Below are 25,958 nucleotides of genomic sequence, written 5' to 3'. Positions count from 1 at the left end.
CTTGTTTTAATAAATTTTTATTCCAAAAGTACAATAATTGACCATTTATAAAAGAAATTAACGACTTTTATTGAAGTTTGAATATTTGTAAAAATGTTGCACTATTTTACCCCTTTAGATATGATTGTCTAGAGGGGTGTTCTTATGTCCAAAGAAAAAAGAACGTCTGAAAGTTGAAAAAGCGGAATTAGCACGGCTAGTATTGAAGCAGTTTGAGAGCTTTGATGAAATCTTAGGTGTTTCTTCATTAGAGTGATCTACGAGATTAAAAGGTATTAGGTCAAGTGGATTGCGTGAGTTTTTATCAAATTTGGAACAAAACTAATCATATTTAACTGAATTTTCCGTAATTACAATAGGTTTTAGATTGCAGTTTTGTTTATTTCAGTTGAAATAAACAATGTGATGACAAAGAATTTCGTGTTAACAGAGTATCAAAGACAGGTTATTGAATGAGCGAGTACAGATAAATTTGATGTAGACATGCATTTGCCATTCAGCAGTGGTGTACGTTCTTTTATTATTTGCTAATTGAGAAAGTTATTATCATAGAATGCTAGATTATTTTAACTGAGGACATGAAAATTAGTAATGTTGTCAGTGTATTTCAATATTACTATAGTTAATAGTTGAAAAAAATAATACAAGTCTTATCACTAATTATAATGATACTTATTTAATAAAGAGATTAGTATTTTGGGGGATGCTTATGTGGAGAATTTTAAAGATTTTTTTTATTTTAGAGAAATCAAATAAAAAAAATATTTTTACTTGTATTGCTGTGGCAGCATTTGTTTTTAGCATGATTTTTTTTGTAAAAACGGAGGATTTAGGAAACGGAATAAAAGAACAATCAATTGAATATCAATCACTCACTTCCGCGTTGACTAAATTTCAAAATGTAGACGCCACTCCAAAAGGGGGAGGCAGCCAACTATATAGGAATTTAGTGCTCCAGCAACAATTAGTTTCCAAGCAACGTATGGCTATAAGGATGGATCTACCTGAATTGCTTTTGGATACAGCGATAGAATTTGCAGACTTAAGAGATAAGGCATTTGACATGGAGGGATATGATAAGGTTGCGAGTAATCTACCTTCTATAAGGGTAAATCAATTAGATAGCGTATTATATCAATATATGAAGAAAACAGAAATTCCGTTATCCACGAATCCATTGTTATTTTTTCCATTTATTTCTTATCTATTTGGTATGCTCGGATCCGTTTGGTTTATTTTTATAGCCTTTTTTTCATGCGGGATCATGATAGAAGAATTCCGGCATACGTCTTTGATTAAAGGCTATCCAGTATCGTTTGATAAGTACGTTATAGCTAAATGTATCTCATCCATGTTCCTAGTAGGTGTATTTATCTTGTTATTATTTGTTTGCAGCCTGCCATTAATTCATTTGGAAGGATTAGGGGACCCTTCCTATCCTATCGCTATTTTTAATGGTGATTTTGATGTTTATACAATATACAAATATTTAGGTATATCCTTACTATACATGGTTTTAATCTCCATTTTCGCTATTCTTTTATCTGTCATATTGAATGTTTTGTTGAAGAATATGTATTTGACGCTATTTGTGCAATTGTTATTGTATGTTCTCCCTATGTTATTTCCAAGCATGACGAATCTTATTCCGTTTAATCCATTTAACTATTTGAACTTTTCTAGCGTATTGAATGGTCAGACACTCGACCTTGCCAAACCTGTCGCCTTAAATAGCACATATGGACTTATTTATATCGGGATAAGTATTGGCATAATGATAGTCGCTGTAAAGTTATTTTTGACTACTGGGAAACTAAAAAAGGTATAAGGGAGTGAGATAATGAGCGCATATTTTAAGATGGAGTTTTTTCAATTTATGAGCAATAAAAAGAATATCGCAATTTATGTCATTCTACTTTTCTTTTCGTGCTATTATGCACTAAAAATCGCTCCAGAATATGATCCTATCGAAAAAGTAGATGTAAGTGAAATAGAGGCACGGTATTTAACGAGGGAAAAATTTCTAAAACGTGTAGTGATTCATAAGTGGACGCACTATAATACTAGATTTGCTGCTGAGATATACCCTGAATGGAATAAATACGATAAAGAAAGATTAGACGCTATCAAGCAGCACAAACTAAATGATTATGCGGAGGCCACATTTAAATGGTATACGTACTCTGATGGGATGATTTATCGATATGGAGGTGATTTGCTATTATACAATCCTAGGTATTACACATATGGAAATACTTACGCGTGGGTGGACGGGCATTATGCGTATTTATATACTGCAAGTCGCTTCGAAGGATATACAGAAGGGAAATCAAATTTATCCGTAAATGTTTTCGAGGAAAGAACTGCGTTTCAAACATTGCAACGTTTGTTACAAGCTTATCTGCCGCTCATCCTCCTTGTTTGCTGTATACTTTTCACAGTGGATATTGTGATGAAGGATCGACGGAATCCAACATTGTTACAGGGTTTGCCATTTTCAGATTGGGGAAAGTTGCTGGTTAAGGGAGTGGTTTCCTTACTGGGAAGTATACTAGCGATTATCCCACTTTCCGTAGGTTTATTGATAATAGGGGCTCGAAATGGGTTTGGTGATTTATGGTTGCCTGTTCCGATTATTAAACCTGGTGAAAAATACTTTTCAAATATAATGATGTGGCAATATTTAATGGAGAACATGATATTCATTATGTTCTGGTTTTTATTCATCGTTTCTCTGCTTCTACTTGTAAGTGTGATTTTAAAAAACGAGTTTGCAAATTTAGTAGTAGGCTGCGTGTTTGTTGTTGCTGAATTTATGTACTACGTTAGAGGAATTGGAGCTATTCGGGATGTTCAGTGGTATCCAACGAGTTATGTCCAAGTAGGACAAATTATTTCCGGGTATCGGAACTTTCTCTATGCTACCGATGGACTTACATTTGGTACCGGACTTTTTATAATAGGATTATGTACATGTATTTTACTGTTCGTTACTTTCTTGATTAGTCGTCATAGAAAGTTTAAATTATTTTAGTTTCATAGGGATGGAGGGAAAATATGATTGAATTAAAAAATATTGGTGTTCGGTTTTCGGGTAGAGACATTTTAAAGGATGTTTCCGAGATATTCCATCCAGGAGAAATTATTGGCTTGGTTGCTCCCAATGGGACAGGGAAGTCAACGCTTATGAATGTCATCATGAATTATATCAATCCAAACAGCGGGAAAGTCATTTTAAATGATTGGGTAGAATATACAAATGAAAAGAATGAAGTGAAAATTCATCAACTAGTCTCCATGATGCCCGATCAAAGTGACTTATACAATCAAATTTCGGGTAAAGAGCATTTAAAAATTTATTCTTCTATGTGGTATAGTAATCCAAAATTGATTGATAGTACAATAAAGGAACTAGGAATGGCGTCCTATATAAATAAGCACACAGGAAAATATTCTTTGGGTATGCGCCAAAGACTTTGTTTTGCGATGCAAATTGTATCGGATACTCAAGTTATGTTAATGGACGAAGTGATGAATGGATTAGATCCAACTCATGTCGAGCTTATTTCGCAAATATTAGTTAAAAAGAAGTCTGAGGGAAAAACGATTATCGTAGCTTCTCATTTATTAGAAAACCTAGAAAAGTATGCAGATCGCATTTTCTTTATGAAAAACGGGGAGCTAATACATGTAAATGCTCTATCCCCAGAGTTTGAAGAAAAGGAGATCACAACCGTTCGGGTAGCAGAAGTGTCGGACATGCTAAAAGAAAAGATATCAAAAGAGTTTTCAAAAATAAACGTACAACACTTACCGAATGGCGCCACTCTAATAGATGTCCATGGATTTGATTCAGTGGAATTAGGAAATGTCGTGACATTTTTCAAAGAAAATCAAATAACACAGTTTAGTTTTGGAAAAGTAACATTAACCGACTTGTATTCTATGTATTATCAAGAAGAATGAGGTTATTTGAAAAATATCAATATAGACATATTTTCGTTTTGGATGCTTAATCAGAAATAAGCAATCTTTGTAATAAAATTAGTAGCCTTCATCAAACTTTTCTAAGAAATCATATCTATGCAACGGCTAAAGGAATTCATTTTTGGTCAATCTTTCTTCAAAATGAGTTCCTTTTATAAGTCTTATTAATCAACTTTATTCCAAATTAGAGGTGTATTCTATAGATTCATTTATAGTGGTATGAGCCTACTCTTGAATTTTTGTGTTGAATTTGATTGAACCATACTTGATCCTTTTCTTCTTGTTTTAAGGTGTTGACTATGGTTGATGAGCAGCCGACGCATATTTTTGCTTGTGTAATTTTTCCGCATCGTTCACATGGTGCACCTAAATTTGGGAAAGTTGTACTTTGTAATTTCCCTGTTTTTACCCATTTATAGAGCAAGTCGGATGAAACGCCTGTTAATTCTACGACTTCATCGTTTGTTAAGGTGCGATTATTTTTTCTTAGTAAAAAATGAAGTAATTCCGAAAAAATATCTTCTTCTCGTGCATCTATTTTTTTCCCAAACAGCTGAACCAAGCTTTTCGCCTCGCTTTTTCTTAATTGATAATTTCTCCTGAGCTTTCATTTTTCTTAATAGTATGTTCTTCATGTTTATAGTTTTCCCAACGATTACTTGTCAATTTTCGATATTTGCTGGAAACACTATGATTGGAAATCAATCTGGAGAATCCTTTTTTTGCTTCTGCAATATCACCGATCCGAAGGCTTAGTTCTGCGTATAAATATTGAATTCGTTCCTCTCCTTCTTGATTCGATGCAAAAGACTTACTGTAAAAGTCTCTAGCAGAATACAGATAGTGCATTTCAGATTCGGATTCATTTTTTAAACGATAGAGCCACGCTATTTTCAACGCGAAATTTCCCATTAGCAGTGGCTCTTCCATAGAAGCTCTTGATACGAGGTATGCTAACTTATAACTTGCAATCGCATCATCTATTGTACGTTCTTTACAAATGTTTATCGGTTTTTGTAGTTCTTTAATGTACAATTCATCAATTAATAGCATGAAAGGTCCATACGTTCTAGTCATGGACTTGTGATAGGCATACCCACAATGTGGGCAAACGGCTATTTCATATAACAAGGGATTCAAGCCTTCATAAATTGGCATGAAGTCTGTTTGTTCCTCGATTACTTTAAAGCGATTTGGACGTACTTTATAAGTCGTAAAGTGTTTTTTGCAAAACTTACAATCTACGCTACTTTCATAGTAATAAATGTTATATGCCATATGAACCAACTCCTTTACGCTGAATTTCTTATCGTTCCTTTTGTTCTATTAAAAATAATAAATATTCGTTCAATATGTTTAATTACTTATATTTTATTTTAACAATTATATGCTTTTTGGTATACACCTTTAGAATCACTGAAGAAACTCCAAATATTATTTTTCTTCTGTTTGAAAGTACATTTAATACTTACAGCTGCATGTCTCTAAGACCTTGAGATAAAGTTTAAACGTTTATAATAGTTTGTCAAACTAAATATCACGGTTGCTCCTTCGCTAGCGCCACTTTATTCCTATTTAGTTTTAAAATAGGTATTTTATACTACACCTTAGCTTCTGGTGCCAGGTACTAATACAATGAGAACTTGGTACCTACCATTTTTATTGCAAAAACCTAAAGAAGTTGATTTTTTGATTACGGTATTAGAAAACATAAAGGAATTAACTTTTTTATTAATATTCATTTTTAGCGCTATTTATTGTAGGCAACTTAAACTAACTAAGTGGAAAAGAAAACTTTCTAAAGGCGAAATGACAATGTATATAATTACTTCAATTGCACTTCCTATTTACGGAATTATTTATTTCATTCTTCTTTTGGGAACGTAATTTCGGGTGCCAGGTTCTAATACAATTCAGAATTCAATGATAACCTGGTAACTGACACTGTTGAAATAAAGCAAAGAGGCAATAAATCTTGTAGTATGGTTTATAAATAGTATTGAATTATGTTGCGGTTTTTAAATTTTACAAAAGAGGAGATGGACAAATGGAACTAAATTTCCCACATATGAAATTAGATAGTTTACCTAAATTAGATGTACCAATGAAAAAGATAATCAATTTAAATCTTTTTGATAACCACTTAACAACTATACCTGAGGAAATCTATACAATGAGCGGATTAGAAATTTTGAATATATCAGTAAATAAAATTAGTAAAATGCCCTCTGATATAAAGAATTTAAAAGAACTTAGAATGTTGGATGCAGGTCATAATGAAATTGATGTTATACCTCCTGAAATAGGATATCTTACTAAGATGGAGGATTATTTGTATCTTCATAATAATAAGTTGAAAACAATTCCATCCGAAATCTCTAAGCTTATCAAAGTGAAATATTTAAATCTGAGTGATAATAAATTGAATGAATTACCAGATGAAATTGGGAGTTTGAACAATCTTATAGAACTACGTGTAATGAATAATCAATTGAAAAAGATACCTAACAGTATTGGCAAGTTAACCAACTTGAAAGAATTACATTTGAAAAACAATCAAATCACAACCATTCCGGAAAATTTAGGGGATTTGTTATTATTGCGTGTTTTAGATATGGAAGACAATCAATTAAAAGATATACCTCGATCGTTACATAAATGTCGAAAATTGAGGCGGCTTAATTTGAGACATAATCAATTAACCACATTGCCTAAAGAGATTGCACAATTGAAAAATTTATTAGAAATAGATCTAAGAAGTAATTATCTAATTGAATTACCAAAGTCATTGGTAGAAATCGAAGGTTTAGAACGTCTAGACCTTCGATGGAATCATCAATTAATCATACCAAATTGGTTAGGTGAATTAGAACGAAAAGGTTGTATTGTTTATTTATAGATTGATTAGCAATACCTATAATAGCTGAATGGATAGTAAAGAGAAGGGTTCCTTTTTTGAAAAACGAGCGGCATATGTCAAATAGTTTTTTTGAATTTCAGTACCATTTTTCAAATCAAAAAATACCAAGTGTTAGTCATTATGATGGTAGATTTGTTTGTTTCATTTAAGATGTCATTTGTCATCCTTACTTATTTAAAACTGTATCTTTCCGAATGTCAGTTTATATTATAATATTAGCTCAGATAATGGAAGATATTACAATAGTGAAATCGAGGAGGAGTCAATCATGTTTATACCTAAATATTACAAAGTAACGGATTTTGGTGAAATTAGGAATTTTGTGCAAGAGAATTCATTTGGAACGATTGTTACAACAAAACAAGGTAAACCAATCGCGACCCATTTACCTTTGGGATTAAATAAAATAGGTGATGATTACTATATAACTGGGCATATGGCTTATGGGAACCCACAGTGGAAAACATTTGAAACTTGTGAGGATGTACTTGTTATGTTCCAAGGACCTCATGCTTACATCTCTTCTTCTTGGTACGAGCATGAAAATGTTCCAACATGGAATTATCAGGCAGTTCATATATATGGAGCAGCTAGCATTTTGAATGAAGAAGAGTTAAAACAAGAACTAACAACAATGCTTCTAAAATATGAAAAACATCGTGATAATTCAGTTTTATGGGAAAAACTTTCTCCGCAAGTTTTAGAAAAAGAACTAAAAGGTATTGTTGGATTTAAAATTAAAGTTAAAGAAATTCAAGCTGCTTATAAATTGAGTCAAAATCGTAATGATAAGGATTATCTTAACATCGTAGAAGAATTGCGTAAGGAAGAAGATATAAATTCTCAACAAATGGCAAAAGTAATGGAAAAGAGAATAAGAAGTGAAGAATAATTGTTTATAAAAAGTCATGCTTGGGGAGGGCACTGCAAAAGTGTCATTCTAATAAATGGTTGATCCTGGGATTTGGAGCACAACATACTAGGGCGCTTATTTTTAGGCGCCGGATAATAATGCAATCCTGAATTCAATGCGGAAAATACAAATAATAATGAAAGGACCAGTTCCATTTAGGAATTGGTCTTTTTTTTGAGGTTGTTCATTAAAAAAATCCAAGTGGATTGTCTTGATCAATAAGTATGATTTCCCATTCAGTGAAAAGTGCTGTAAAGCATATCAATTTCCAGTTAAACGCAGTACTATTGCTACCAAGAAAAATGCAAAAGCCAAGATTGCTGCGGATGAACGAAACACATCTAATAGTTCCCAACGTCTAATTAGCAACTTCCAATTGTCTGGTGGTGTATCAAATCGCCAATCTAGTATGCCTTTGTTAATTGGGACAGTACCGATGAGTGTGATTAGCATGAGGATGATTAAGGAAAATACTCCAGCCCATCGGAATCCGAGAATGAGCCCGGTACCATCAAAAAATAGTTTTGGGTGCCAGGAACCAACACAATTCTGAATGTTTTGGGTTCCTGGCACCGTAATTCACTTCATATAAAAATGAAAGCCAATACTAAAACTTTTTCTTAGTGTCGGCTTTTAGTATTTATTGTACAATTACTATAAGAATATTCAGTGTTCAAAAATTTAACTAATGAGCAGTTTATTGAAAGGTGTGATGTCGTATGAAAAATTTATCAATCATTTTAGGGGTATATCAATTTTGAGTGAACGTATCATCCCTCTATAAACTACGTAAGCACAATGAAGGAGCATAATTTGGTTAAAGTATTCATTGGAATTAATAAATTATCATTAGAATTAAGTGAATATCACGATTTTAATTGGCTAAACGAAGTAGATGTATTTACTATCTTTGATCAACAAGATTCAGGAAACATTAGTTTTGGAATTATGGTAAATGATGAGCGTTATTTCATTAAATACGCTGGTGCAAGAAATCTAGAATATACTGGAGATTTACAAGCAGCAATTAAACGCTTAAAAGAAGCGAGGGAAGTTTATCAACATATTAATCACCCATTATTAATTCATTTCATTGAAACATTTCAAACGGAACAAGGGTACGGATTGAAATTTAAATGGGTGGACGGGGAATGTATGCACAATCATTGGGATTTTACATCTTTTGAAAAGTACAATTCTCCGGATTCTCCTTTTGTTAAACTAAGAAACTTATCTTTACAAAAACGTATTTCTATATTGACTCAAATATATGAGTTTGCGGTTTTTGTAGAATCTAAAGGATATGTAATGGTTGATTTCTATGATGGTAGTATATTATATAATTTCACAAATGATCAATTACATATTTGTGATATAGACTTTTTTAAAAAGGCACCTGTTTTTAATGATATTGGGGAGGGTTTTTGGGGTACTACTCGTCTTAAAGCACCTGAAGAATATCGATTAAACGCCGCAATTACAAGTGCTACAAATGTATATACTTTAGCAGGATTAGCCTTTTCATTTATAGGTGGTCGAAGTGATAAGAGTTTCGAAACGTGGGAAGCATCATTAAGTCTATATAATGTTTGCACAAAAGCATTGGAAAGTAATCCCTCCGCTCGTTTTGAAACGATTAGTTCGTTTTATCATCAATGGAATCAAGCACTTTTAATATAGTATTTGGGGCATAATTTTTAAGTGCCAGGTTCTAACACAATTTCGAATTCAGTGGGAACATGGTACTTAATATAAAAAACAACAGTAAATCAAATCAAATCGGAGATAGAGGATGGTCGAATATAGAAAAAGCGTACATTAATGTTTGATACAACCGAAGAGCCGGAATATCTTATAATAAAAAGTATGCACTACATGAAACAATATAACTATACACTTGAAATTCCGGTTGATTAGGACATGATGCAGCGATATTTTTGGTTACTTAATCCCCTAAAAAGGATATTAGTTATTCTTTGTGGAGTGAAATTTAATAATAAATGTAAATAAAAAGGAGAAACTTATGTGCCGAAATATTAGAACATTATTTAATTTTGACCCAACAGCTACCGCTGAAGAAATTCATGCAGCATCTCTTCAGTACGTCAGAAAGATAACGGGCTATAACAAGCCTTCAAAGGCGAACGAGGAGACATTTTATCGAGCAGTAAACGAGATAGCGATGGTTTCTAGAAATCTATTGGAAACGCTGGAAACCAGTGCCGTACCTCGCAATCGTGAGGTCGAAGCTGAGCGCGCTCGTACCAGAGCAGCTGAAAGATTTGGTACGAATTAATGAGGGCTAAGAGTAGAAAAGATTTAAAGAAATTGTATTTATCCTATCTATTCATAGTTACCTCTGTGTAATTGATTTTCAGGTGCCAGGTTCTAACATATTTCCTAATTCAGTGGGAATCTGGTGTTTGGTATAAGAAAAGAATCCACTTTGAGAGAAACTACTCAAAATGGATTCTTTTTATTTGTTAGTAAATAAGGAGTAATTACACCTTTTGAACAAGCTTTATTCAAAAGGTTCCATTTAAAAAAGGATACTAGGAATGAATGTTGGATTATATAGAATAGAAAAAGATTAGGAGGAATCCATTTTGTTAGACTTTAAAACTACTGATTTATGCGACGATTATTCGAATGCCCTACAAATTAGCGACATTGCTTTCCGTTCTTTCGGAAAAAAGACACGTTTTTCGGGAAAAATTGAAACTGTAAGTGTGTATGAGGATAATGTGCTTCTCGTTGAATCACTTGAAAGCGTCCAGGAAGGTTCTGTTATTGTCGTAGATGGTGGTGGTTCTAATCGATGCGCACTTTTCGGTGATCGTTTAGCGGGCATTGCGCAATCAAGAAAGCTAGCAGGCGTTATTATTAATGGTTTCGTTAGAGATTCAGTTGAGCTTGCTAAAATGAATGTTGGCATTCTTGCGTTAGGAACACATCCACTAAAAAGTAAAAAAGATGGCACTGGTGAGTGCAATAGCATACTTCACTTCGGTGGAGTTGACTGGAAGCCAGGAGAGTACGTTTATGTGGATGAGGACGGGGTTATTATTTCTAAAAAATCTCTTTTATAATTAATTTTCGGTTACTAAGTTCTAATACAATTTTGAATCCAGCGAGAACCTATTATGTAATATAAGTGTATAGAATAGCGGAAGATATTTCTTTGAAATTAAAGCTACACAAGGATAATTTATTATTAATGCGGCATGAGAACAACAGAGACCTAGACAGTTTTCTAGGTCTCTGTTGTTTAGTTCTTTATAGAACGTATGTGTGGTATAGTTTGAACATAATAGATAAGTAGCTCAATAGAGGTTGGAAAACCCCTGTTCGAAGTTATAGCAAATCTCCATAAGAGAATCTGCTGTTTTTTGCGACAATGCAGATTTTGTAAATAAAAGAGAAGAGAGTGGATTATAAATGGCTGAACGATGCACATGGGTAATAGCAAAAGAACCTTTATATGTGGAATATCATGATAAAGAATGGGGAGTGCCTGTATTTGATGATAGGCTGTTATTTGAAATGCTATGTCTAGAAGGAGCACAAGCGGGTCTAAGTTGGTGGACGATTTTACAAAAAAGAGAAAACTATCGAAAAGCGTTTGATAATTTTGAAGGGGAAAAAATAATTCATTATACGGATGAAAAGCTTCAATTATTAAGGGAAGATACCGGTATTGTAAGAAATAAGTTAAAAATTCAAAGCGTCGTAACTAATGCTAAGGCATTTTTGAGAATGCAAAAAGAATACGGTTCATTTTCTAATTATATATGGAGCTTTGTAGATAACGAACCTATAGTTAATCATTGGGGGACGATGAAAGAGGTTCCTGTTTCAAATGAAATAAGCGATAAGATGAGCAAGCGGTTGAAAAAAGATGGATTTAAATTTGTAGGCGGTACTATTTGTTATTCCTATATGCAGGCTGTCGGGATGGTGAATGACCATACGTTGGAATGCTTTTGTCATCCTTCTCATATCGAAGATAAAAAGATTCTTGGGCATTGAGAAATTTGATGAGTACATAAAGTAAAAATTGAATAACATAGAAATTTCGGGGTATAAATCGCATTGCGGTTCGTACCTCGTTTTTAATGGTTTAGAACAAATATTCATGTATTTACTTTCGCAAATACAACAACCCTAGTGTTCATATCAGTTCATATTCAGTTCATAAATATAGTTTATTATCCTTATATGAACAATTATATGAAGAAATATGAGTGGAAACTTCTTGGTACGGAGAGGAGTAACATGCAAAAATTAGCCTTAAGGTGGCGGGTATGCTCCGACCTAGGTTCATATTAAAAAGAGCATATACAAATTAAAGTGATAAATAGAGGGAGGAATTACAATGAATAATGAAAATAGAAGTAAAATAACTCCAAACAATGGTGAGTGGGCTATTGAAGCGCGTGGGCTTGTCAAAAAATTTGGAGACAATCGTGCAGTTGATGGTGTAGATCTGAACGTTCGTGCAGGTACTATATACGGTGTGCTTGGTCCGAATGGGGCAGGTAAGACTACCACAATCAGAATGTTGGCTACTTTACTAAAAGCAGACGCAGGTTCAACGCGGATTTTTGGGCATGATGTAGTGAAGGAGGCTCATATAGTACGCCAACTAATTGGAGTTACTGGGCAGTATGCTTCAGTGGATGAATCGCTTAGTGCTACTGAGAATTTGATCATCTTCTCACGACTACTAGGGCTTGGGCGTGCAGAGGCACGGAGCAAGGCAGGAGAGTTGTTGGAGGAATTTGGTTTAACAGAAGCAGCGAAGCGTCCGTTGAAAAATTTCTCAGGTGGTATGCGCCGCCGACTGGATTTAGCAGCAAGTCTCATTTCACAGCCGCCACTGATTTTCTTGGATGAACCGACTACTGGGCTAGATCCTCGAACACGCAATCAGATGTGGGACACTATTCGTCGATTAGTAAAGACCGGTTCAACTGTACTGTTAACAACGCAATACCTTCAAGAGGCAGATGAGCTGGCCGACCGAGTAGCGGTTATTGATCATGGCAGAGTTGTCGCGGAAGGTACTGTAGATGAACTAAAAGCATCAATTGGTACTTCATCATTGCAATTGAGCATCCAAAATCCAAAGGACATTCAGATCGCTCGTCAGACTGTTGAACAGGTGCTCAAAGTGCAGTCAACTGTATCATCGGAAGCTGGGAAGATTATTGCCCCTATGGCCGATGCCGACCGAGTTACAGACCTGCTAATCGCCCTCCGCGGAGCAGGAGTTCAGCTGGCTGAGTTGAGTGTACAGAAACCGACCCTAGACGAGGTCTTTCTATCAATTACTGGCCATGGTGTTGAAGAGGATGCATCTAAGATATCCAATGAATCCAACAAAGCAGGGGAGGTAAGAGCGTGAAAAGTACTTCTATTAAGCAAGTTGCTGGTCGTCAACTACGCAATAAAACGAGTTTCCGTCAGTCTATACGCAATTCGCTAACAATGGCCTATCGAGGCTTGCTGAAGATTCGTCGTACACCTGAGCAATTGTTCGATGTCACACTTCAGCCTATCATTTTCACCCTAATGTTTACTTATATTTTTGGAGGGGCTATCTCCGGAGACGTGCAAAGCTATTTGCCGGTTATCATTCCCGGCATCCTCGTACAGACCGTAATCACGACTTCAATTGTCACCGGGGTTCAGTTGCGTGAGGATATGAATAAGGGAGTGTTCGACCGATTCAAGTCATTGCCTATCGCACGTATTGCTCCATTGGCGGGAGCCCTATTGGCAGATACGATTCGGTATACAATTGCGACCGTGCTCACTTTCACTATGGGGTATATCATGGGCTACCGACCTGAGGGAGGTTTAGGTCACGTCGTTATCGCTGGGCTTCTTGTGATTGTGTGTGCTTGGGCTATCAGTTGGATCTTTGCCTTCTTCGGTGTCATTGCGCGCACCGCTTCAAGTGTACAGGGTATCTCGATGATTGTACTGTTTCCACTGACGTTTCTTTCCAATGCTTTTGTGCCAGCAGAGACATTACCCCACTTTCTACAGTGGTTTGTAAAAATCAACCCAATCTCGCATCTTGTAACTGCTGTTAGGGATCTTGCAAACTCTGGTACCATAGGTTGGGATCTGTTCGCCTCTCTTATTGGAGCTGCCGTTGTTGTAGCAATCTTTGCACCAATCACGGTTCGAGCATATATGCGTCGTGCATAGTAATGTTCCCTGTGCTACAACCAACTTATAAACAATCCGGAATAGTTTCTAAGTTGTGCTTGGCACAGAGAACACTTATCAAACAGCTTGCTGATTAAAGAAACAATCAGTGAGCTGTTTTTGTTTTCTAATTTATTTACAATGAAATGAAGAAATTTTATACAACAACAAGGCAGGAAAATAAAAAAGTAGGTTAAGGAAATGGACTTACAAAGTGAGTCGCATACTTCCTGACATCCCATATGAAGTAATATATAGTAGAAACCAACGAAATTATAAAATCCACTCGAATTGAGTCTTTTACTCTGCACAAAGTAAAACGAATCAGTCTTTACGACTGATTCGTTTTAGCCTCCTGTTGATAAATCATTTAATTCCTTGGTTTTTATTTCACTTTGTATATTTTGTCCGGAGTTATCTAAGTTCAGTTTCAATGATTCTATTAATTCTTTTAAGGAATCATCATTAGGAAAGAAGTACCATATATCCTTCTTTTCCTTCTTATCATATAGCTTTTTATTTTCCCCCTCCAGATGTAATTGCTCGATTGGGGATGTTTTTATCTTTTGGTACACTTTAAGAAATCCAAAATATTCCGAGGTCGGGATATTTGTTTTTACATTATTACCAACATCTCTTATCATATCATCAATTTTTGTAATATTACTCAGACTTGTGGCTTTATTCATTACATCTTGCATAACTTGTTTTTGACGTGAATTTCGTCCCATATCGCCTTCTGGATCTCTTTTACGCATACGTACATAAGCGAGTGCTTCATTGCCATTTAAAAACATTGGGCCCTTTGTGTATGTTTTCCACTTCAAGCTTTCTGTAAGCTGAGCTTTAAATGTAAATGGAACATCTACATCGACCCCTCCTACTGTATCCACAATATCTTCAAATCCTTGAAAATCAGTGGAAACATAAAAATCGATTGGAATATCTAATAATTTTTCCAACGTATTAATAGTGTAGTTCATTCCTCCAACGGAATACGCATGATTTATTTTATCCTCATAGCCTAATTCTTCTATGTAAAATCTTGTGTCACGTGGGATATTAACCATCGATATTTTTTTTGTCTTAGGATTAACTGTTGTTAAAATCAGCGCATCCGACCGGCCGTTTTTTTCCCCCTCATCGTGTTCAATACCTGCTATTAATAACGTAAACGGAGAGCCATCCACTGTCGGATTTACATGATTTTCATTTTCTGTTGAACCATCCAAAGGCTCAAACATTTTGGATGTCGCTTTGCTCGTTTCAAGTGACAAATTAATTGCAAAAACAATAACCCCCGATAGGAGTAACATGGATACGATAAGTCCCGTATATAAAATTCTTCTTTTTTTCGTAGACTTAAGTTTGGTAAGTCGTGTTGGAGCCATATTTTTCCCTACTTTACTTGTAAAATATGATATTACCAAATTATACATAATATTCTTACACTTGTACATGGGAAGTCACATACATGGAAATAGCTAAGCAGAACTTTCTAAATGGATTACCCAAAAAATTCTTTTTTGTCTATGGCATATGTTATAAAAGTAGAAGAGAAGGGGAGTCGTATAGTGAGGTTTTTAAAGCGTTTTGGTTTTAAAAAGCACGATACATCCATTTATTTCATGGGAGCGGAAAGTAAAAAATACAGGTGGCACAACGTGAAATAGGGGTGAAAAAGAAACTTACCAAGCTTGATAGATCTCGACCTGTTGAAGAACTCTATGCTGAAATTATATACAGATTAATTCCGTGATTAAGCAATAAAAAAGCCCAAGGGATATAGCTTCAAAAAACGTAGCTGTATCCCCTGGGTTAGTGTAAGGTACCAGGTTCTAACACACACTATTCGACACTCGGTACAATTTCGAACTACAACACAAATCCATCGTTTTGAATAGTTTCTTTAAGCCAATAGTAGCTATCTTTTTTCGTTCTTTCCAACGTTTGAAAATTTACATGAACGATGCCGAATCGCATGCTGTAGCCGTATGCCCACTCAAAGTTATCCAACAAGGACCAAGTTAAATACCCCTTGATATTGACTCCTGAATCCATGCTCCGTTTCAAGGCTGCCAAGTGCACCTTTAAATAATCAATTCGTTTTTCGTCCATAATTCGACCGTTATCTGGCTCATCATTATAACAAGCTCCATTTTCAGTAATATAAATCGGAATATTTCCATAGGAATCCTTGATTTTGACAAGTACCTTATAAAACCCTTCTGGATAAATGAACCAATCAATATCCGTTTTATCATATCCCATATTTATATTTTCAATATCGAAAAGTCCTTCATTTTCTTTAAACCGTGCAACATTGCCAGTGTAATAATTAATCCCAAGAGAATCAATCGGCTGAGAAATGGCTTCCATATCTCCTTCTTGAATAGAAGGGGCAACCCCTTTTTTGGCAAACCATTCGAGCATGAAGGAAGGATAAGTTCCTTTGAAAACTGGATCAAAAAACCAGTCCAAATTCCATGCATTCGCTCTATTGCAGGCGTCTATATCGTCTTGTTTTTTGCTGAAGGGTTCGTACCACGTAACATTTGGCGCATATCCGATTTCCCCTTCTGCTTGGCTCTCCCGAAAACGATACACTGCTTTCCCGTGGGCAACCATCAAATGATGAGCGACATCTGTAGCTAGCTGAAGATTCTGGTTTCCAGGGGCATGATCGCCTATGTAATTTGCTAAAAAGGAAGAACACCAAGGCTCATTTACCGTTATCCATTTTTTTATTTTTCCATTAAATTCATTGAACATAAAACTAGCATATTCCACGAATGCCGAAATGGTAGTGCGATTATTCCAACCGCCTTTGTCCTGAAGTGACTGGGGTAGGTCCCAGTGGTATAGTGTACACATCGGCTCGATCCCTTTTTCAAGCAAAGAGTCTACTAATTTATGATAATATTCAACGCCTTGTTGGTTTACTTCACCAGTGCCATTCGGAAAAATCCGCGGCCATGCTACAGAAAAACGATAGACATTAGAACCTAACTCTTGGATAATATCAACATCTTCTTCATATCGATGATAGCTATCGCAGGCGATATCCCCATTATCACCGTTATGTACTTTTCCAAAAGTTTTTGAAAAAGTATCCCATATTGATGGTCCTCTGCCATCTTCATTTGCAGCACCTTCAATCTGATAGGATGCAGTAGCTGCTCCCCACTTGAAATCTTTAGGAAATTGAATCATCGCCATTATTATTCCTCCCTTTGTGATTAACATTTCGTTTACTATGCCTTGATATTCTCTGCAACATGACAGGATGAATCTCTCATAACTAACTCAGGATCTACAAGAGATGGTTTTAAGCCGGTTACCCCAGTTATTAAATCGTTCAGCTTGTATGCAGCTAATCTGCCAATTTTTTGTTTATCTTGTTTAATAGTACTAAGTGCAGGCTCCATATAGTGACAAGCTTCCACGTCATCACAACCAATAATTTGAATATCCTTAGGGATGCTCAGTCCATGTTCTTTAATTGCTCGCATCGCGCCGAAAGCCATCATATCAGAACCAGCTATTACAGCTTTTGGTAATGAATCTTCCAGAAGAATCTGCTGCATTTCTTCATAGCCACTATCTTCAAAAAAGTTTCCATGCTTTATCCATTCCTGCTCAGTATACATACCAAACTGGCTCATTGTTTGAAGAAATCCTTCTAATCTAAGATTGGATATATCAGAATCTCCTTTTCCTGCAATATAGCCAACTTCTCGTATAGCATTTAAATGTAAGTGCTCCACAGCTAGCTGTGATACTTTAAAATTATCCGTCATAACATAGCTTGAATTTTGTCCAGTAAGTTCAATATCAATTCCAATACAAGGAATATCACTGTCATCCAGCTCGGAAACGGCATGTTCAACCTCTTCACCAGCTATAATTAGACAGCCATCTAACCGGAAATGTCTACACCTTGCTAAATAATCCACATTCTCTTTATTAAAAGTTTCATTAGAAAAAATGATAATATCGTAGCCAAGTGCTCCAATCGATTTCTGAAAAGATGAAATAACCTCGTTGAAAAATGGGTGATTGAATTCCACGTTAATCTTCCCTGCATAAATGAGTCCGATTAATTTAGACTTCTTTGTTGCAAGTGATTTAGCAGAAAAAGTAGGTTGATAGCCCGTCTTCTCTATGATTTCTAATACTTTATGTTTTGTTTGCTCATTTACGCCATCATATTTATTAATTACTTTAGAGACAGTAGCCCTTGATACTCCAGCCATTTGAGCAATATCACGTATAGTTAAAGTCATTTCATATCCCTCGAATTCCATGTACTAATATTTTTGTATTACTATTTAATGGAGCCTTCAGCAACACTGGAAATAAACAATTTATTAAATAATAAAAAGATGATAAGTAATGGCAAAGTAGCCCAAAATACGCCGGAAAGCAACATGCCGAAATCTACTTTAAATGTATTATTTAATGATGCTAGTGCTACTTGGATCGTATAAGATTCAGGATCTCGTAACACAGTAAATTGCCACAAAAACTCTCCCCATACGGAAGTGAATACAATAATTCCAAGCGTAGCGAAAGCCGGTAAAATAATAGGAAGAACAATGCTTCTATAAATTCTGAAATTCGAGCATCCATCTAACTTTGCTGCTTCAATTAATTCATCAGGCACTGCTTCGCTCACATACTGCCTCATAAGAAAAATGCCTAGTGGATTTAGAAAAAACAAAATCATTGCTGCAAACAAGTGATCGAGTAATCCTGATTTTGCTACTAACAAATACTGAGGGATTAATCCCAGTTGTGGTGGTATAACAATTGTAAATAAAATAATAAAAAAGAGCATATTCTTTCCAGGTAACTTCATTTTTGCAAACGCAAATCCAGCAAGTGAACTTATAAATAGCACCACAATCGTGACTGTAAGACAAACAATCAGCGTGTTAAGCAGCGATTGAAAAAAAGGAATCATGTCCAAAACTTTTTGGAAATTTCCAACAAGCTGATTGCCGGGAATGACTGTCGGTGGAATGGAATTATATGCTGAACTTGGACGTGTAGCCATAACAAACATCCAGTAGAATGGGAACAATGAAAACAAGGAAATCACGGACAAGAATAAGTACATGCCAATTCGGCTGATTCCCCACTTTTTTGCGCCAACCTCGCGACTCATCAGCGCCCCCTCCTATTCTTTCCAAACCCTTGAGTTAACATCATATTAACTGCCGAAGCACACACGATGAATAATAAGAGAACAATAGCAGCAGCCGATGCTGTACCGAAGGAAGATAACTTAAAAGCATCACGGTATAAATACATCACAACTGTCATCGCTTCATCTCTTGCAAAAGCCGTATTACCAAGAAATACAGTTGGCTCTGTAAACAATTGCATAGCTCCTACAGTTGAAAAAAAGACTGTTAACAAAATAAATGGCTTTAACAAGGGAATAGTAATATGTCTAAGTTGCTGTAGCTTACTAGCGCCATCTATTTTGGCTGCCTCATACAATTCATTGGAAATACTTTGCATGCCAGCTAAGTAAATAATCGTATTATATCCAAGCCATCTCCAGAAAACCATCGTTGAAATAGCGATTTTTGCACCCCACTCAGACGTTTTCCAATTGACTGGATCAAATCCAAATAAACCAATTAAATAATTGACCAAAGCTGTTTCATTGTTACTAAAAAAAACACTAAACACTAATGCAACAGCTACCATCGAAGTAATATACGGCATAAAAATAGTTACTCGAAAAAAAGCTTTAAATCGTAAATAAGTTAGATTTAGTAAAAATGCTAAAACTAGTCCGACCACGAGTTGGGGAGCAGTACCCATTAGTCCAAGAATGATCGTATTATAAACTGACTTCCAAAATAACGGGTCACTCAGGATGACCTTAAAATTATTCAACCCGACAAACTCCATCTCACCTAAACCGTTCCATTTTTGAAACGCTAAAATAAGGCTGAATATAGCTGGATAAAGACCAATAATCGCAAAAACTATGAAAAAAGGCGAAATATATAAATAACCTGAAAGAATATCTTTCATCTCTTCTGATGAAAAGCGTTTACTTTGAACTTTTTGTTGTTTTTCATCCAAAGAAACCATACGATCACTCCTTCTAAACCATATTTAGTGAAATTTCACTAAATACGAGATACATTCAGCGGTTTCCTCAACCGCTGAATTGTTTATCCCGCATTAACGGGCGGGCCGAATAAAGTCGCCACGACTTGTATAATCAGCGATTTAGTTTAGTTTTAATACGCTTGATAGCTGCATGCCATTCTTCCTCTGAATCTGCTCCGCCTTGAACATTGACTAGTGCAGCAAGGATTTCATCATGCACACTTGTATAATCTTTCCCTTTATAAACCATTCCAATTTTTTGTGCAGATAGGGCAAAGACTGTTTGTGTTGATTGGCCTCCAAAAAACTCGTCGCTAGCTTCTTTAAATTCAGGCATATCGTAAACGACAGGAGAAGACGGGAATAACCCATTGCTCTTAAATGATTTCAATTGATTTTCAGGGGAAACAAGCCATTTTATAAAATCATATGCTTCTTGCGCGTGCTTTGTTTCCTTAGGAATAGCAATATAAGAACCACCCCAGTTTCCGCTATATTCTTTTGGCAATGTTGCTACTCTAAATTTTCCAACTGCATCAGGTGCATTTCCTTCCATCCAGCCTTTTAACCAAGCAGCTCCTAATTCCACTGCAAAGCTACCGTCATTGACTGCGTTTGCCCATTCAGGTGACCACATTGCAAAATTGCCAACTACACCAAGCTTATTCATGTCAACAGCTAAATCATATGCCTTTTTTACACCATTTCCAGGTTGTTCAATTAGTAAATTTCCTTCTTTATCAAAATAGCTTTTCTCAAGAGCATCCAATTGAGCTCGGTACATCATTTCCATACTCGCCACCATTGGTTTTCCTGTTTTTTCTTTAATTTGTAAGGCAGCTTGCTTGAATTGCTCAGGAGTCGTAATAAGTGCTGAAACTTCATCAGGTTTTGTTGGTAAACCGGCTGCTTCGAACACGTCGATACGGTAATACAACCCTTTTGGTCCAATGTCGGTAGGAAGTCCCATCAAGAATTTTCCATCATCGTTCTCGGCAATTTTCCATTTCCAATCTAAGTATTGATTTTTTACTTCATCGGCTTTCATATCATATAAATTGACGAAACGATCTTGAGCATCGCGGAACCGATCTAACTGATCGACTTCAAGTGTAGCAATGTCAGGTGCACCAGATCCGGCGGATAGCGCAGTAAATAGATTATTATGATGATCTGCCGTTTCGGACGTTTTTATTTTTATTTTGATGTTTTGATGTTCTTTTTCATACTCCTTGGCCAATTCTTCATAACCAGTAGCGCCAAACATCCAAAAGTTTAATGTGATTTGCTCCTCTTTACTCCCACTTTCTTCGGAAGTATTCGATGTCTTATCAGAAGAACATGCAGTAATGAGTAATGCTAAAAAAATTGAAAAACATACGAACAGCCATTTTTTTAATTTCATTAAATATCCCCCTAGTAATAGAATAATTGATTCATAAAGTAAAACTGCCATCAATATAGAGATTCCTCCCTACTTATTAACCATTTGTTAAAGTGGGATCATGTATCTTTAGCATATCGTCCTCCTTATGGACCACCATAGAAACCGGTTTCGATGATGAATAAAAAAACACACTTTTAACGAGTTATATATAAAATAAAACGCTTACATATTCAGCTGTAATCTAATATTTTAAAAATTCAATTACTTTTAGAGTATTTTTGTAACCCGGTTTCTAATAATTATTATTCTATGCATCTTTTATTAGAAAGATACCACCTTGCTATCTCTTCACGACCTGTACGAATTAGTGCAGAGCGAGGTAATAGTGCGCATTAACTAAGTCTCAACTTTCTTTATTAGAAGTGGAAAACTATCCATATAATTTAGAAAACCAAATGGAGGGAAATATTCCTATTGATTGAAAAAGCGCTACTATTCATCATTCTACTAAGAATAATTTCAGGAAGTGTCGACTTAACAGCTGCCATGTTGATGTATAAATTTAATGATTTAGAAAAAGTCTTATATCTCAACACTCTACTTGTCTTAGTCGGAACTTCTGTTTTAATCATTATGATAGCTATAGCTTTGTTTGGTTTAGCTGAAAAGATCTCATTAACGAGAATGATTTGTCTCTTTAGTGGAATTTTGCTTATACTTTTTAGTTTAAAGTTGGAATGACAGGGAACACTTCCAAATCTAATTCACTAAGAACCTGGTCCCAAACAATAAAAAAAAAAGACCAAGGAGATAGCTTCAAAAAACAAAGCTTTATCCCTCGGACTTTTGGAAATAAATAATCTCATGAAAGAACGTTTAAAATGCCCAGTCTCCATTACGGAAAATTGGAACGATGGTGCCATCTTGTTTGATGCCATCAATATCCATTTTGTCAGACCCAATCATGAAGTCTACATGAACAGTGGAGGTGTTCATACCATTCTTTAATAACTCTTCTTGACTCATTTTCGTGCCGCCTTGAATCGTAGTAGGGTAAGCTGAGCCGATTGCTAAGTGATTAGATGCATTCTCATCAAAAAGTGTCGTAAAGAAGGTAATACCCGATTGAGAAATAGGAGATGGATCTGGAACAAGCGCTACTTCACCCAAACCAGTTGCACCTTCATTGTCATACACCAATTTTTTAATGGTTTCATCGCCTTTTTCAGCAGAAATGTCCACGATTTTACCGTCTTTAAAGTGCACTTCAATGCCTTCAATTAGCGTACCAGCATAGCTTAGTGGTTTTGTGCTTCGTACGACACCTTCCATGCGATGTGTATCAGGAGCAGTGAAGACTTCCTCCGTAGGCATGTTGGCAATGAATTCTTCCCCTTTAGGATTATAACTTTCAGCACAAGCCCAAATATGGTTCTTTGGTAAACCTAGAGTTAAATCCGTGCCTGGTGCAGTGTAGTGTAATGCGTCGAACTGCATTTCATTCAATTTTGCTGCTTTTTCATTTAAAATTTTCTTATGTTCATCCCAAGCAGCAATTGGATCAACTGTATACACACGACTTGATTTGAAGATTTGGTCCCATAGGGCATCGACTTGTTCTTCAGAAGTTGCTAAGTGAGGGAATACTTGTGCAGCCCAGCCAGCTCCAGCTGCCCCTGCAACAGTCCATTTTAGATCATCATTTTGAGTTGCCTTGCGTTGTGCTTGGAACGCCTTTCCAGCTACATTTTGGTAAGCAGCAATTTTAGCAGGATCAACTTCATTTAGTAAGCCTGGATCACTTGACACGATAGAAAGGCGGCTTACGCTATGATTTAATACATGGTCTTCGGATTCTTGAATTTCGTAATCAGGAATGTCGGTTAACACTTCTATAGGTTGGTGTAAATAATGTAGTTTGCTTATTTCATCATCGGACCATTTGATAATAACCTTTTCAGCTCCCAAATTATAAGCTTCTTTCGTGATTAATTGTGCTAATTTAGCTTGATCGACCGTAATGGTCATTTTTACCCAATCACCTGGTTGAACATTGATTCCTTTTGCAACTAATAGTTTTGCATATTTTTGTAAATTCTCTTCAAAGTTAGCTAACATAATTATTCCTCCAATACTTTGTCATCATTAACTATTTTAGCATGCTTAAACGGAAACATGTTTACAAAACAAAGAAAAATTTCTGATAGTTTTCTTGTCCATAAGTTGCACCTAATATACCCAATAGCTATGATAGAGAGGAGAATCTATTTAAAAACAGGAGTGATAAGTGTGTACCGTAAAGTAGAAGATTTTATAGAAGATTGGACAACCTCGGCAGAAGGAACATTAAATGCTTTCAAAGCGATGACAAACGATAAGTTAGACCAATCAATTGTTGAAGGACATAATACGCTTGGTTGGTTAGCTTGGCATTTAGTTGGTTCTGCAGGAGCGTTTGGTCATTTTGCAGGCTTACAAATTCCTGGACCTGGACGAGATCAGGCAATGCCAACAGATGTATCAGAAATTGTAAAGGCTTATGAAAAGGCTGTAGATGCATATAAAACAGAGGCGGCTAAGTTGACAGATGAAATGCTACTGGAAGAAATCTCTGGTTTTACAGGGCCAATAGCGCGCGGGAAATTTTTGCGAGGCTTAATTGACCATCAAACACATCACCGTGGACAAATGACAGTATTACTACGTCAAGCAGGCCTAACAGTACCTGGCGTTATGGGTCCGACAAGAGAAATGCAATAGGCGAACGGAAAAATAAATTGATCTATTGTAAAGAAATAATTCAGTGTACTCACCACAAATGAATAGAAACAATTCAAACACCTCTCTGCTGTTAAGTGGAGAGGTGTTTAATATTGTAAAAATACTTCTGAGAGTGAATAGCTATTATTATGTCTAATGTAGAAATTTTAATCTTAGAATTTTCGGAATTTTGTGTTGACTTATAGGTTTCTAACTATTAATCTAATATCATATTACTGATTATTATACCGTCGTTCTTTAAGTGTTATATATAGATTTATATTATTTAATTTGAGGAGGAATGATGTTTGTATAATCCACAAGTAGAAACGATGACGCGCAATGAAATGGAAACTCTTCAGTTTGAAGGGCTTCGCAATACGGTTAGGAACGTTTATGAGCATGTGGCATTTTATCGTAAGAAATTCGAAGAACTTGGGATTACTCCGGACACTATTCAAAGTTTAGAGGATCTTTCGAAACTACCATTTACGAAAAAACAGGACTTGCGGGATCAATATCCATTTGGTTTATTCGCCGTACCACAAGAAGAGATTGTACGAATTCATGCATCTTCTGGAACAAGTGGAAAACCGACAGTTGTTGGATATACAGCAAAAGATATAGAGATGTGGGCTGAAGTTGTAGCACGTTCAATTGTGGCTGCAGGTGGTAAAAAGTCGGATATTTTCCATAATGCGTACGGCTACGGTTTGTTTACAGGAGGAATCGGACTTCATTACGGTGCAGAAGTACTTGGAGCAGCGGTTGTACCTATGTCAGGAGGAAACACAGAAAGACAAATTACGTTGATGGAAGATTTTAAACCGAGGGGTATATGTGGAACGCCTTCTTATATGTTGAATATAGCAGAGAAAATGAAGGATAGAGGAATTGATCCAAGGCAGTCTTCCATGGAATATGGAATTTTCGGAGCTGAGCCTTGGTCAGAAGGAATGCGAGAGAAACTTGAGCAAACGTTCGATTTGAAAGCAATTGATATATATGGATTGAGCGAAATCATTGGACCAGGTGTCTCCGTTGAATGTCACGAAGCACAAAATGGCTTACATGTGCAGGAAGATCACTTTTACATTGAAGTGATTAATCCTGAAACGCTAGAACCTGTTGCTGATGGGGAAGAAGGGGAACTAGTTTTTACAAGTTTAACAAAGGAAGCCCTCCCAATTATTCGATATCGCACAGGTGATATCTCATCCATCACACGTGAGAAGTGCAAATGCGGCAGAACCACAACGAGAATGTCGAGAGTGAAAGGCCGCACAGATGACATGATGATTATTCGCGGGGTAAATGTCTTCCCGTCGGAAGTAGAACGGGTTCTTTTACAGGTAGAAAATTTAGTGCCACATTATCAAATTCATTTAATAAGAAAAGACTCGATGGACAGCGCGGAGCTCCATGTAGAAATTGATAGCATTTTATATGAAACAATTGCTGGTGATTTGAGCGATTCGCGGGTAATTCAATTGAAAAGAAAAGTTCAGAGTTTGATAAAATCGACCTGTTTAGTTTCGATGGATATCGTATTCAATTGCCCTAAGACGATACCAAGATCAGAAGGAAAAGCGATTCGCGTTGTAGATAACAGAGATAAAAAGGTCATTAGAGTGTAA

General features: G+C 35.9%; 24 protein-coding genes. 14 read left to right on the top strand and 10 right to left on the bottom strand.

All coding sequences use genetic code 11. The annotated features are described in order from the left end of the window. Positions 1–709 precede the first annotated feature (709 nt). From ACEPXD_RS18475 to ACEPXD_RS18465, 3 genes are read left to right on the top strand one after another with little or no spacing between them, the layout of a single operon-like run. The gene (locus tag ACEPXD_RS18475; RefSeq protein ID WP_391118334.1) at positions 710–1,828 is read left to right on the top strand and encodes an ABC transporter; all 1,119 of its coding nucleotides are present in this window, start codon (positions 710–712) and stop codon (positions 1,826–1,828) included. Between the two features lie 12 nt (positions 1,829–1,840). After that, a complete protein-coding gene (locus ACEPXD_RS18470) occupies positions 1,841–3,034 on the top strand; it encodes an ABC transporter permease (RefSeq protein WP_391118332.1) in 1,194 nt (397 codons plus the stop codon). 23 nt (positions 3,035–3,057) lie between these two features. Continuing rightward, positions 3,058–3,966, top strand: a complete 909-nt coding sequence (locus ACEPXD_RS18465) for an ABC transporter ATP-binding protein (protein ID WP_391118330.1) — start codon at positions 3,058–3,060, stop codon at positions 3,964–3,966. A gap of 226 nt (positions 3,967–4,192) precedes the next feature. Here the strand turns inward: ACEPXD_RS18465 and ACEPXD_RS18460 are convergent, their stop codons facing one another. Both ACEPXD_RS18460 and ACEPXD_RS18455 read right to left on the bottom strand, forming a co-directional pair. Further along, positions 4,193–4,549: a hypothetical protein gene (locus ACEPXD_RS18460; protein ID WP_391118329.1), complete on the bottom strand. Its 357-nt coding sequence runs from the start codon at positions 4,547–4,549 to the stop codon at positions 4,193–4,195. A gap of 20 nt (positions 4,550–4,569) precedes the next feature. Beyond that, positions 4,570–5,265, bottom strand: coding sequence for a DUF2225 domain-containing protein (locus ACEPXD_RS18455; protein WP_391118327.1), 696 nt, complete (start codon positions 5,263–5,265; stop codon positions 4,570–4,572). A 769-nt stretch (positions 5,266–6,034) separates the two neighbouring features. On the opposite strand from ACEPXD_RS18455, the gene ACEPXD_RS18450 reads away from it, so the two are divergent. Next, entirely contained in the window at positions 6,035–6,886 is an 852-nt protein-coding gene (locus ACEPXD_RS18450; protein ID WP_391118325.1) for a leucine-rich repeat domain-containing protein, read from the top strand. 289 nt (positions 6,887–7,175) lie between these two features. Further along, positions 7,176–7,799, top strand: coding sequence for an FMN-binding negative transcriptional regulator (locus tag ACEPXD_RS18445; protein ID WP_391118323.1), 624 nt, complete (start codon positions 7,176–7,178; stop codon positions 7,797–7,799). A gap of 282 nt (positions 7,800–8,081) precedes the next feature. On the opposite strand, the gene ACEPXD_RS18440 is transcribed toward ACEPXD_RS18445, so the two are convergent. Beyond that, entirely contained in the window at positions 8,082–8,393 is a 312-nt protein-coding gene (locus ACEPXD_RS18440; RefSeq protein ID WP_391118321.1) for a hypothetical protein, read from the bottom strand. Between the two features lie 240 nt (positions 8,394–8,633). Here ACEPXD_RS18440 and ACEPXD_RS18435 point away from each other — a divergent pair, with 240 nt between their 5' ends. From ACEPXD_RS18435 to ACEPXD_RS18410, 6 genes are all read left to right on the top strand, one after another. Then, positions 8,634–9,500, top strand: coding sequence for a serine/threonine protein kinase (locus ACEPXD_RS18435; RefSeq protein WP_391118319.1), 867 nt, complete (start codon positions 8,634–8,636; stop codon positions 9,498–9,500). Positions 9,501–9,843: 343 nt separating this feature from the next. Further along, positions 9,844–10,116: a DUF2277 domain-containing protein gene (locus ACEPXD_RS18430; RefSeq protein ID WP_151701649.1), complete on the top strand. Its 273-nt coding sequence runs from the start codon at positions 9,844–9,846 to the stop codon at positions 10,114–10,116. A gap of 310 nt (positions 10,117–10,426) precedes the next feature. Beyond that, entirely contained in the window at positions 10,427–10,909 is a 483-nt protein-coding gene (gene rraA / locus ACEPXD_RS18425) for a ribonuclease E activity regulator RraA (RefSeq protein ID WP_391118317.1), read from the top strand. 349 nt (positions 10,910–11,258) lie between these two features. Beyond that, entirely contained in the window at positions 11,259–11,849 is a 591-nt protein-coding gene (locus ACEPXD_RS18420; protein WP_391118315.1) for a DNA-3-methyladenine glycosylase I, read from the top strand. Between the two features lie 346 nt (positions 11,850–12,195). Beyond that, positions 12,196–13,227 carry an ATP-binding cassette domain-containing protein gene (locus ACEPXD_RS18415; RefSeq protein WP_391118314.1) on the top strand — a complete coding sequence of 344 codons (1,032 nt, stop codon included), beginning with the start codon at positions 12,196–12,198 and terminating at the stop codon, positions 13,225–13,227. Next, a complete protein-coding gene (locus ACEPXD_RS18410) occupies positions 13,224–14,039 on the top strand; it encodes an ABC transporter permease (RefSeq protein ID WP_391118312.1) in 816 nt (271 codons plus the stop codon). The genes ACEPXD_RS18415 and ACEPXD_RS18410 overlap by 4 nt, the downstream gene beginning before the upstream one ends. Before the next feature lie 347 nt (positions 14,040–14,386). On the opposite strand, the gene ACEPXD_RS18405 is transcribed toward ACEPXD_RS18410, so the two are convergent. The 6 genes from ACEPXD_RS18405 to ACEPXD_RS18380 all read right to left on the bottom strand — a co-directional run bounded on the left by ACEPXD_RS18405 (position 14,387) and on the right by ACEPXD_RS18380 (position 21,579). Beyond that, positions 14,387–15,430 carry an LCP family protein gene (locus tag ACEPXD_RS18405; protein WP_391118310.1) on the bottom strand — a complete coding sequence of 348 codons (1,044 nt, stop codon included), beginning with the start codon at positions 15,428–15,430 and terminating at the stop codon, positions 14,387–14,389. A 484-nt stretch (positions 15,431–15,914) separates the two neighbouring features. Then, a complete protein-coding gene (locus ACEPXD_RS18400) occupies positions 15,915–17,258 on the bottom strand; it encodes a GH1 family beta-glucosidase (RefSeq protein WP_391118308.1) in 1,344 nt (447 codons plus the stop codon). Positions 17,259–17,293: 35 nt separating this feature from the next. After that, on the bottom strand, positions 17,294–18,325 hold the full coding sequence (locus ACEPXD_RS18395; protein ID WP_391118306.1) for a LacI family DNA-binding transcriptional regulator: 1,032 nt from the start codon (positions 18,323–18,325) through the stop codon (positions 17,294–17,296). A 41-nt stretch (positions 18,326–18,366) separates the two neighbouring features. Continuing rightward, positions 18,367–19,209 carry a carbohydrate ABC transporter permease gene (locus ACEPXD_RS18390; protein ID WP_391118304.1) on the bottom strand — a complete coding sequence of 281 codons (843 nt, stop codon included), beginning with the start codon at positions 19,207–19,209 and terminating at the stop codon, positions 18,367–18,369. After that, positions 19,209–20,153 (bottom strand): carbohydrate ABC transporter permease, encoded by a 945-nt coding sequence (locus ACEPXD_RS18385; RefSeq protein ID WP_391118302.1) that lies wholly within the window; start codon positions 20,151–20,153, stop codon positions 19,209–19,211. The genes ACEPXD_RS18390 and ACEPXD_RS18385 overlap by 1 nt, the downstream gene beginning before the upstream one ends. Before the next feature lie 133 nt (positions 20,154–20,286). Then, positions 20,287–21,579 (bottom strand): ABC transporter substrate-binding protein, encoded by a 1,293-nt coding sequence (locus ACEPXD_RS18380; RefSeq protein ID WP_391118301.1) that lies wholly within the window; start codon positions 21,577–21,579, stop codon positions 20,287–20,289. A gap of 447 nt (positions 21,580–22,026) precedes the next feature. Between ACEPXD_RS18380 and ACEPXD_RS18375 the strand changes: the two genes are divergently transcribed. Next, a complete protein-coding gene (locus ACEPXD_RS18375) occupies positions 22,027–22,302 on the top strand; it encodes a DUF2619 domain-containing protein (protein WP_391123372.1) in 276 nt (91 codons plus the stop codon). A 135-nt stretch (positions 22,303–22,437) separates the two neighbouring features. Here ACEPXD_RS18375 and ACEPXD_RS18370 read toward each other — a convergent pair whose 3' ends face one another. Beyond that, entirely contained in the window at positions 22,438–23,682 is a 1,245-nt protein-coding gene (locus ACEPXD_RS18370; protein WP_391123369.1) for an aminopeptidase, read from the bottom strand. Positions 23,683–23,850: 168 nt separating this feature from the next. Between ACEPXD_RS18370 and ACEPXD_RS18365 the strand changes: the two genes are divergently transcribed. Further along, positions 23,851–24,321, top strand: a complete 471-nt coding sequence (locus ACEPXD_RS18365; protein WP_391118300.1) for a DinB family protein — start codon at positions 23,851–23,853, stop codon at positions 24,319–24,321. A 332-nt stretch (positions 24,322–24,653) separates the two neighbouring features. Beyond that, entirely contained in the window at positions 24,654–25,958 is a 1,305-nt protein-coding gene (locus ACEPXD_RS18360) for a phenylacetate--CoA ligase family protein (RefSeq protein WP_391123366.1), read from the top strand.

This window comes from Psychrobacillus sp. L3, assembly GCF_042945595.1.
Classification (GTDB): Bacteria; Bacillota; Bacilli; order Bacillales_A; family Planococcaceae; genus Psychrobacillus.
Note: the sequence above shows the minus strand (reverse complement) of the source record. Positions and strands in the feature narration are given on the sequence as shown.

Coding starts and splice junctions, on each gene's coding strand:
- ACEPXD_RS18475 (WP_391118334.1), top strand. CDS start 710: ATGTGGAGAATTTTAAAGATTTTTTTTATTTTAGAGAAATCAAATAAA.
- ACEPXD_RS18470 (WP_391118332.1), top strand. CDS start 1,841: ATGAGCGCATATTTTAAGATGGAGTTTTTTCAATTTATGAGCAATAAA.
- ACEPXD_RS18465 (WP_391118330.1), top strand. CDS start 3,058: ATGATTGAATTAAAAAATATTGGTGTTCGGTTTTCGGGTAGAGACATT.
- ACEPXD_RS18455 (WP_391118327.1), bottom strand. CDS start 5,265: ATGGCATATAACATTTATTACTATGAAAGTAGCGTAGATTGTAAGTTT.
- ACEPXD_RS18450 (WP_391118325.1), top strand. CDS start 6,035: ATGGAACTAAATTTCCCACATATGAAATTAGATAGTTTACCTAAATTA.
- ACEPXD_RS18445 (WP_391118323.1), top strand. CDS start 7,176: ATGTTTATACCTAAATATTACAAAGTAACGGATTTTGGTGAAATTAGG.
- ACEPXD_RS18430 (WP_151701649.1), top strand. CDS start 9,844: ATGTGCCGAAATATTAGAACATTATTTAATTTTGACCCAACAGCTACC.
- ACEPXD_RS18420 (WP_391118315.1), top strand. CDS start 11,259: ATGGCTGAACGATGCACATGGGTAATAGCAAAAGAACCTTTATATGTG.
- ACEPXD_RS18415 (WP_391118314.1), top strand. CDS start 12,196: ATGAATAATGAAAATAGAAGTAAAATAACTCCAAACAATGGTGAGTGG.
- ACEPXD_RS18405 (WP_391118310.1), bottom strand. CDS start 15,430: ATGGCTCCAACACGACTTACCAAACTTAAGTCTACGAAAAAAAGAAGA.
- ACEPXD_RS18400 (WP_391118308.1), bottom strand. CDS start 17,258: ATGGCGATGATTCAATTTCCTAAAGATTTCAAGTGGGGAGCAGCTACT.
- ACEPXD_RS18395 (WP_391118306.1), bottom strand. CDS start 18,325: ATGACTTTAACTATACGTGATATTGCTCAAATGGCTGGAGTATCAAGG.
- ACEPXD_RS18390 (WP_391118304.1), bottom strand. CDS start 19,209: ATGAGTCGCGAGGTTGGCGCAAAAAAGTGGGGAATCAGCCGAATTGGC.
- ACEPXD_RS18385 (WP_391118302.1), bottom strand. CDS start 20,153: ATGGTTTCTTTGGATGAAAAACAACAAAAAGTTCAAAGTAAACGCTTT.
- ACEPXD_RS18380 (WP_391118301.1), bottom strand. CDS start 21,579: ATGAAATTAAAAAAATGGCTGTTCGTATGTTTTTCAATTTTTTTAGCA.
- ACEPXD_RS18360 (WP_391123366.1), top strand. CDS start 24,654: ATGACGCGCAATGAAATGGAAACTCTTCAGTTTGAAGGGCTTCGCAAT.